This window comes from Streptomyces sp. AcH 505, assembly GCF_000818175.1.
Classification (GTDB): Bacteria; Actinomycetota; Actinomycetes; order Streptomycetales; family Streptomycetaceae; genus Streptomyces.
On record NZ_JTIY01000002.1, the window covers coordinates 1,125,544 to 1,134,128 of the forward strand.

The following is an 8,585-nucleotide window of genomic DNA, read 5'->3' on the forward strand; positions in this document are numbered from 1 at the left end:
GGAACGCCGACGGGCTCCCCTGGGAGAACCACGAGACCGTCAACACCGCTACCTGGGTGCCGAACGGCTACACCGTCGTCCGGGTCGACGGACCCGGCAGCGGCAAGAGCCCTGGCACGCTGGCACCTTGGGGCATCTCCACCGCCGAGGCGTACAAGGACGCCATCGAGTGGGCGGGCGAACAGCCGTGGTCCAACGGCAACGTCGGCCTGTGGGGCATGTCCTACCTCGCCGTCACCCAGCACGCCGTGGCGAGCCTGCGCCCCGCCCACCTCAAGGCGATGGTCGCCATCGGCACCGACATCGACCTGTACGAACAGGTCGCCTACAACGGCGGCATCCTCAACGAAGAGTTCTTCCCACACTGGTACCGCAACGGCCTGGTGCCGGCCGTGTGCGGCGAACTGAACGCCGTCGACTTCCTCAAGGCCATGCGGGACAACCCGTTCAAGGACTCCGACCCGGACGCCATCTTCGGGCCGCGCGCCGAGGTCTTCATGAGCCCGGACATGAGCGACGTCACGGTGCCCCTCTGGGCCGTCGCAGCGACCACCCATGTGAGCCACCTCCACCAACTCGGCAGCAGCGAGACCTACGTGCACACCCCGACGCCGCACAAGAAGCTCGACTTCTGGGAGGACTGGCTGGTCAAGTCCTATGCGGAGGACTCCGTCGCCGACCACATGGCCTTCTTCGACCACTGGCTGAAGGGCATCGACAACGGCATCATGGACAGGCCGCCGGTACGGCTGGAGATACGCACCGGCAACGGCGCCTCCTACATCCAGGAGGAGGACGAATGGCCGATCGCGCGGACCCGGTACACCAAGTGGTTCTTCGACGCCGCCCCGTCCGCCTGGAGCGGCGACGGTGTGCGCGACGACTTCCTGCGCCTCTCGCCGACGCGGCCCGGCGAGGAGGCCCGCGTGAGCTACTCCGCCGAAGTCCAGCTCGCCGACGCGGCGCTCGGCCCCGAAAGCCTGCGCGGCGACACCGGGTCGGCGGCCACCGACCCGCGGACCACCGGCGTCTCCTTCATCAGCGACCCGGTGACCGAGGACCATGTCCTCGCGGGATACGGCAAAGTCGAACTCTGGGTCTCCGCCGACAGCCAGGACATGGACATCTACGTCTCCCTCCGCGTCGTCGACGAGAAGAACAGGGAAGTCGACTACTCCGGCCCCACGACGATGGGGCTCAAGGCCGCGCATTACCCGGTGGCAAAGGGCTGGTTGAAGGCGTCGCACCGCAAGCTCGACCCCGCACGCAGCACCGGATACGCGCCGAAGCACACCCACCTCAAAGCCGATCACGCCCCGCTGAACGACGGGGAGGTCGTCCCGGTGGAGATCGAACTCATCCCGCACACCGCTGTCGTGCGTAAGGGCCACCGCGTCCGCATCGACATCCAGCCCTACGACGGCCAGGGCCACGGCACGCACCACGCGTACGACCCGAGCTACCACACCGGCGCGACCAACAGCGTCCACACCGGCCCGGCACACGTCGGGTACGTACAACTGCCGCTCGTCCCTCGCCGGGTCCAGGGCTGATACGACATCGGCCGGTCGGCCGCTCTCCTGCTTTTCAGGCCCCCGACGTTGCCGGTCCTTGTCCAGCGCCGTCCGAGCAGCCGGACTGCTGGGCCATGGATTCCTCCTCGACGAGGAATCCTGGGACCCCCGTTCCCGGCGCGCCGACCACGTCCGCCCCGCCCGAACCTGCACGTCATCGGCGCGTCTTCAAGCGTTGACACGGCGGAAACGCGCTCCTTACAGTGCATCCTGCCAAGTGCCCTGATGCGAAGGCGAGTCCGTGATACCTCGGAGAACGAGAATCCGCCGCACCTCCGTCGCCGTCGCCTTGGCGAGCCTGCTGCTGTCGACCGTGACAGCCGGCGTTCTCGATCCGCCGTCAGCAGCAGCGGCTACGGGAAAGACGGATGCGAGCTGGGTGCTCAGCACGACCGATCCGTCCACCGACTACGCCCCGGCGCCCCTGGGCAACGGGTACTTGTCGACCCGGGTGCCCGCGGAGGGAGCCGGCTTCTCGGCCACGCCGTTGCTGACCGAATCGCAGCTCGCGGGATTCTACGGGCAGGGGCCGGGGATCTCCCCGCAGCGCGTGAACATTCCGGCCTGGTCCACGCTGGGGATCTCCGAAGGCAGCGCGATCTACGGAAACGTCGCATCGGGCAGCTGCAGTTTCGGCGTCGTCTGCGAGGCGGAGTCCGGAAAGCTGTCCGGTGGGGCGTTCGTCGACACGAGCCACAAGAACTTCGGGGGGACGGGATTCGTCGCCGGTTACGGCCCCCTCGGGAAGCCGGCCGTCGATGCCGCCTCCACCGTCACCGTGGCCGACGCTCCGGCGGGCACCGCGCGCCTCACCGTCCGCTACGCCGCAGGCTCCGGTAAGGCCCAGACGCTGACCGCACAGGTGAACGGAGCGGGCCCGGTCCAGCTCCAGTTGCCCGGTACCAGTTCCTGGGACACCTGGGGGACGGCCACGCTCGACGTCCCCGTCACTTCCGGTGCGAACACCGCGGCCGTCACCTGCGCCGCCGGCGACAGCTGCCTGGCCAACGTGGACGAGATCTCGCTGTCCCCGCAGGACACACCACCGGCCGCTACGGCGCCGACGGGGACGACCACGGACTACCGGCAGTCCCTTGATCTCCGGGCCGGCGTCATCACCACCTCGCTGAAGTGGACTTCGCCGGCGGGGCGGGCGACCCGGCTGACCTATCGGGTCCTGGTCGACCAGGCCGACGCCCATCTCGGCGTCACCCAGGTCGACATCACCCCGGTGAACTGGAGCGGACCCCTGTCGGTGATCGACATGTTCGACGGGCGGGCCGACACCCTCCCGGCCAACCACCGGCTGGCCAAGTCCGTCAACCTGACGCAGGTCTCGGCCGGACACGTCGACGGGAGGTCGGCGACGATGAGCGAGAGCCTCACCACGCAGCAGATCGGCATGCGGGCCGGGCTCTCGTCCGTACTGCGCGTCGACGGCGACCGGGTGGCGACCAAGCCGTACACCGACGTGTCCGCCGACTCGCTCGCCCAGAGCGCCGATCTCCACGTCAGAGCCGGAAAGACCTACCAGGCGACGAAGTTCGTCGGCGTCGCGTCCTCGAACGACACCGCACAGGGCTCGGCGCCCCTGGTGACGAACGGACCCGCCGACCCGCAGGCCGCGGCTCGGAACTACGCGGCACACGCTGCCCAACGAGGATGGCGGCAGGTGGAGAACGACCACACGCGTGCGTGGGCACGCCTGTGGCAGTCCGACATCACCGTTCCCGGAGACCCGTCCCTGACACAGCAGTTGCGCGCCAGCGCGTTCTACCTGCTCTCCGCGGTCCGCGACGGCGTCACCTGGGGTTCCTCTCCCGGCGGACTGACCTCCGCCGACTACAACGGACATGTCTTCTGGGACGCGGACACCTGGATGAACCCCGCGCTCCTGGCCGGCCATCCGGACCTGGCCAAGAACCTTCTCGACTACCGCGAAGCGCTCCTGCCCGCGGCCGTCGCGAACGCCGCTTCGCACGGTTTCCAAGGCGCGCAGTACCCCTGGGAGAGCGCGGACACCGGAGCCGACGTGGGCATCCACCCGCGCGAGATCCACATCGACTCCGATGTCGCGCTGGCACAGTGGCAGTACTACGAAGCCACCGGAGACCTGAAGTGGCTGCGCACCAAGGGCTGGCCGGTGATCAAGTCGGTCGCGCAGTTCTGGGCGAGCAGGGCCACGCCCGACGGTCAGGGCGGCTACGACCTCAACGGGGTGCAGTCCCCGGACGAGAACCACGACAACGTCAACAACAGCGCGTACACCAACGCCGGTGCGATCAGCAGCCTGAACACCGCCGCCACGGCCGCGAAACTCGTCGGCGAACAGCCCGATCCCCGGTGGGCGCAGGTCGCCGGCGGGCTGAGCGTGCCCGTCGACCCGGCCACCGGCGTACACCAGGAGTTCGACGGGTACCGCGGCGACACGATCAACCAGGCCGACACCGTCATGCTGCAGTACCCGTTGGCCTATCCGATGACCGACGAGCAGGCACAGGCCGACCTCGACTACTACACGCCCCGCACCGACATCAACGGACCGTCCATGACGGACTCGATCAACCTGATCGACAGCGCCGCGCTCGGGACCCCCGGCTGCGTCACCGAGACGTTCCTCAAGCGCGGCCTCGATCCCTTCATCGCCGCGCCGTTCGACCAGTTCGCCGAGACGCGCGCCGGCGGGGCGTTCACCTTCACCACCGGGATCGGCGGGGTGCTGCAGGCCTTCCAGTACGGCTTCACCGGCCTCCGGTTCCAAACCGACGCGGTCACCGTCGACCCGATGCTCCCGCCGCACATCCCGGGTGTCGACATCACCGGCCTCCAGTGGCACGGCAGCACCTTCGACATCTCCGTCCGTCATGACACGACGCGGGTGACGATGCGCGGCGGCCGGTCCCTGACGGTGTCGGCCGCCGGCCGGCAGACCACGCTGCACGGACACCAGAGCATGACGATCCCCACCCGGCGCCCCGACCTGACGCCGACCCAGGATGTCGCACGCTGCACGGCCGTCAGCACGTCCACGGCCGACCTCAGCTTCCCCGCGGTCGCCGCCGTCGACGGCAGCCCCAGCACCTGGTGGAAGGCGACCGGCCCAGGCTCCACCCTCACCGTCGACCTGCGCAAGGCCAAGACCCTCGGCCGGACGGTCGTCCAGTCCCACGGAGCGACGACCGCCTACCGGATCGATGTATCACGCGACGGCAAGACCTGGACACCGTTCGGCACGCCGGTCGCGGCAGCCGCAGCGTCCAACACCACGGTCACCGCCTCAGCTGTCTCCGCGCGCTACGTCCGATACACCGCGGCGGGCACAGCGACCGCCCAAGTGGTGAGCATCGAGGCGTACGCCGACTAGCAGCCCCGGAGGCGCACGTCTGAACGGCGTTGGGGGCCTGCCGCAGGCGGAGTTGGGCGTTCGGCTGACTCCGGACCGCGACGTGCTGCGCGGCTGCCAGGTCTACGTTGTATGTACTGTGCGGAGATGACAAGGAGCGAGCGAATCGCGGACCAGCTGGACCGGCACTGGCACAAGAACCTGCGGCCGCGGCTGCAGGGTCTTGCCGATGAGGAGTACTTCTGGGAGCCGGTGCGTGGCTGCTGGAGCATCCGCCCACGTGGCACGTCGGCCGCGCCGATGTCGGCAGGTTCGGGGGAATGGACGATGGACACCGCGTCCCCTGACCCGGTCCCGGCGCCGGTGACCACGATTGCCTGGCGGCTGGCGCACATCATCGTCTCCTGTCTGGGTTATCGGGTCGGATGGCACTTCGGCGGCCAGGACGTCGACTTCCGGACATTCGCCTACGCGGGGACCGCTGACCAGGCGCTCGAACAGCTCGACGAGATGTACGGGAGATGGAACGCGGGGGTCCGCGAACTCTCGGACGCCGACCTGGACAATCCGCCCACGGTGGGTCCCGAGCGGTTTCCCGTGGAGGGCATCGTCCTGCACGTCAACAGGGAACTGATCCATCACGGCGCCGAGATTTCTCTGCTGCGCGACCTCTACCGCTGGCAGGACCGCGCCGTACCGCGCTGAGAGGTGGGCGGCCGGACGGGCGGGTCGACCCCCGGCACGCACTTTCTGGCAACGTTCCCAGGATGGGGCGGCGTCGAGGTTGACAACGTTCTCATACGGCTCGTAGGTTCACGGAGAAAGCGCTTGCTATCACACCGCACCGTGGGGGTGTTCGCTCTGTCCCGCTCTTCAGGACGTCCAGAACCCGTAACCGATTTGCCAGGCTCCGACCGGACGCTGCGCGCTGCCGTCGTGGGCACCGGCGGGATCGCGAGGGGAGCTCACCTGCCCGCCCTCCGGTCCCTCGCTCCGGGGGTGGACGTCGTCGCCGCCGTGGACGTGTCCGAGGAGTCCGTCCGCTCCTTCTGCGCGGAGGGCGGCATCCCGCACCCCTACACGGGGCTCGACCTCATGCTCGCCGAGCAGAAACCCGACCTGGTGGTGCTCTGCACTCCGCCCTCGGTGCACCGGGAGCAGACGATCTCCGCCCTGCGGGCCGGCGCGTGGGTGCTGTGCGAGAAGCCGCCCTGCCCTTCCCTGGAGGACTTCGACGCGATGCGCGCCGAGGAGGGCGACGACGGTCCCTACGCGGCCATCGTGTTCCAGCACCGGCTGGGCTCGGGTCCACGCCACGTGCGGCGTCTCTTGCGGGACGGGGCGCTGGGCCGCCCGCTGGTGGCGCACTGTCAGACCACCTGGTACCGCGACGCGGCGTACTTCGCCGCGCCCTGGCGCGGGCAGTGGGAGACCGAGGGGGGCGGGCCCACCATGGGGCACGGCATCCATCAGATGGACCTGTTGCTCGACCTGCTCGGCCCGTGGGACGAAGTCAAGGCGATGGCGGGCCGGCTGGTCCACGACGTGCGCACCGAAGACGTCTCGACCGCTCTTGTCCGCTTCGAGAACGGCGCGCTCGGCACTGTCGTGAACAGCGTCCTGAGCCCCGACGAGGTCAGCCGCATCAGGATCGACTGCGAATACGCGACGGTGGAGGTCACCCACCTGTACGGCCACTCCAACGCCGACTGGCACATCAGCCCCGCCCCCGGAGTCCCCGAGGAGACGGCCGCCGCGTGGCGGGACTTCGGCGCTGACGAGCCCAGCTCGCACCTGGCCCAGGTACGTTCCTTCGTCGACGACCTGCGCGCGGGCAGGCGTCCCGGCACGAGCGGGGCGGGCGGCAGGACCACGCTCGAACTTGTCTCGGCCCTCTACAAGTCGGCGTTCACCGACACCACGGTCCACGCGGGCGAGATCGGGCCGGGCGACGACTTCTACCCGGTCCTGCACGGAGGCACCCCCGGCTGGGCACCCACGAAGGATCTGGAGGGCACCGCGTGAAACTGACTCATCTCCACGGCGAACGCATCGACGTGGCGCACGACGGCACCCGCCTGCTCTCCTACGTCTACGCGCCGGAAGCCGCCTTCGAGGCGCCCAAGCCGTACCTGCATCCCCTCGCCACGCTCTCCGGCGGCGTCGTCACCGACTACCGGCCCAACGATCACCGGTGGCACAAGGGCATCCAGGTGACGGCCTCCCACCTCTCGGGACAGAACCTGTGGGGCGGCAACTCCTACGTTCACGGCGAGGGCTACCTCGAACTGCCCGACCGGGTGGGCTCGATGACCCACGAGGGCTTCGACGAGGTGCGTGCGCAGGACGGCCTCGCGGTCATCGCCGAGCGCTTGACCTGGCGGGCGCACGACGGCTCCGCGTGGGCCGACGAGCGGCGCCGCGTCGAAGCAGCCGTCCCGCGGCCGGGGTCGGGCGCCTGGCACCTCACCATCTCCACCGCCGTCACCAATCTCCGCGACGAGCCGTTGCGCTTCGGCAGCCCGACCACCGAAGGCCGCGAACTGGCCGGGTACACAGGCCTGTTCTGGCGGGGGCCGCGCGCTTTCCGCGACGGCCGGGTGCTGACCGCCGACGCCGAAGGCGCTGAGGTCATGGGCACGCAGTCGCCGTGGCTCGCGTTCAGGGGTGAGTTCGACGGTGTCGACGGGCACGCGACCGTAGTCTTCGCCCACGCCCCCGAGAACGATCACACCGGTGAGCAGGGTGCGCATCCCGCGCACTGGTTCGTCCGCAACGACCCCTTCGCGGCCGTCGCCCCCTCCTGGGCCTTCTACGATGAACTGGTCCTGGTGCCCGGCGACACGCTCGTCCGGCGCTACCGCGTCGTCGTCGCGGACGGCCAGTGGGAACGCGGAGACATCGCCTCCTATCTCGCGGAGCAGACATGGTGAGCTTCGACGGCCTGCCGGGCGCCGTCGGCGTCTCCCATCTCTCCGTCTACGACTGGGAGGCGGCGGACGGCCACTGCGGCGGCAGCCCTCATCTGCATCTGGTCTGCACCGAGGGGTACGTGGTGGAGTCGGGTCGGGGCGCCGTGCAGACGATCACGAGCCGCGGTTTCACCTCGACGCCACTGGCGGCCGGGTCCGTGGTCTGGTTCACGCCGGGCACGATCCACCGACTCGTCGACGAGGACGAGCTACGCATCACGGTCCTGATGCAGAACAACGGTCTTCCGGAGGCGGGCGACGCGGTTCTCACCTTGCCGCCCGCCCACCTCGATCCGCGCACGTACGCCGCGGCCGTCGCCCTGCCCGCCGAGGAGACGGAGGCGGCCGCGCGGCGCCGCCGTGACTTGGCTGTCGAGGGTTTCGCCGTTCTGCGCGCCGCTGCCGAGGCGGGGGAGCCTGGACCGTTGCGCGCCTTCCACAAGGCCGCGGCCGCCTTGGTCCTGCCGCGGCTCGCGGACTGGCGCGAGCGTTGGGAACGCGGCGCGCTGCGGGCCGTCAGGGCGACGGGCGCACAGCTCGACCACTTGGCCGCAGGTGATGTGAGCCATCTCGCCGAGGCCGCCGTGCACGCGCGGACCCCCGCCGTGCGCGGCAAGTACGGCATGTGTGGCCGACTGGACACCTACGACCTGCCGGGCGCCTGAGCCTCCGGTCCACCGATCCTCGAACGGCCGG

General features: G+C 69.7%; 6 protein-coding genes. All 6 read left to right on the plus strand.

Going from position 1 to position 8,585, the window contains the following annotated elements:
- Positions 1 to 1,553 (plus strand): CocE/NonD family hydrolase (locus HY68_RS35035; protein ID WP_041999666.1); only part of this gene is annotated, 1,553 nt, incomplete at its 5' end.
- A 400-nt stretch (positions 1,554 to 1,953) separates the two neighbouring features.
- Complete coding sequence (locus HY68_RS35040; protein WP_052457472.1) at positions 1,954 to 4,938, plus strand: discoidin domain-containing protein; 2,985 nt, start codon at positions 1,954 to 1,956, stop codon at positions 4,936 to 4,938.
- Positions 4,939 to 5,064: 126 nt separating this feature from the next.
- Entirely contained in the window at positions 5,065 to 5,622 is a 558-nt protein-coding gene (locus HY68_RS35045; protein ID WP_041999669.1) for a DinB family protein, read from the plus strand.
- Positions 5,623 to 5,817: 195 nt separating this feature from the next.
- Positions 5,818 to 6,942 carry a Gfo/Idh/MocA family oxidoreductase gene (locus HY68_RS35050; RefSeq protein WP_241778861.1) on the plus strand — a complete coding sequence of 375 codons (1,125 nt, stop codon included), beginning with the start codon at positions 5,818 to 5,820 and terminating at the stop codon, positions 6,940 to 6,942.
- The gene (locus HY68_RS35055; RefSeq protein ID WP_041999675.1) at positions 6,939 to 7,850 is read left to right on the plus strand and encodes a PmoA family protein; all 912 of its coding nucleotides are present in this window, start codon (positions 6,939 to 6,941) and stop codon (positions 7,848 to 7,850) included. Before HY68_RS35050 ends, HY68_RS35055 begins: the two co-directional genes overlap by 4 nt.
- Complete coding sequence (locus HY68_RS35060; protein ID WP_041999678.1) at positions 7,844 to 8,554, plus strand: cupin; 711 nt, start codon at positions 7,844 to 7,846, stop codon at positions 8,552 to 8,554. The genes HY68_RS35055 and HY68_RS35060 overlap by 7 nt, the downstream gene beginning before the upstream one ends.
- Positions 8,555 to 8,585 lie beyond the last annotated feature (31 nt).

Excerpts from the sequence above, each read along its gene's own strand:
- HY68_RS35045 (WP_041999669.1), top strand. The coding sequence starts at position 5,065 with ATGACAAGGAGCGAGCGAATCGCGGACCAGCTGGACCGGCACTGGCAC.
- HY68_RS35060 (WP_041999678.1), top strand. The coding sequence starts at position 7,844 with ATGGTGAGCTTCGACGGCCTGCCGGGCGCCGTCGGCGTCTCCCATCTC.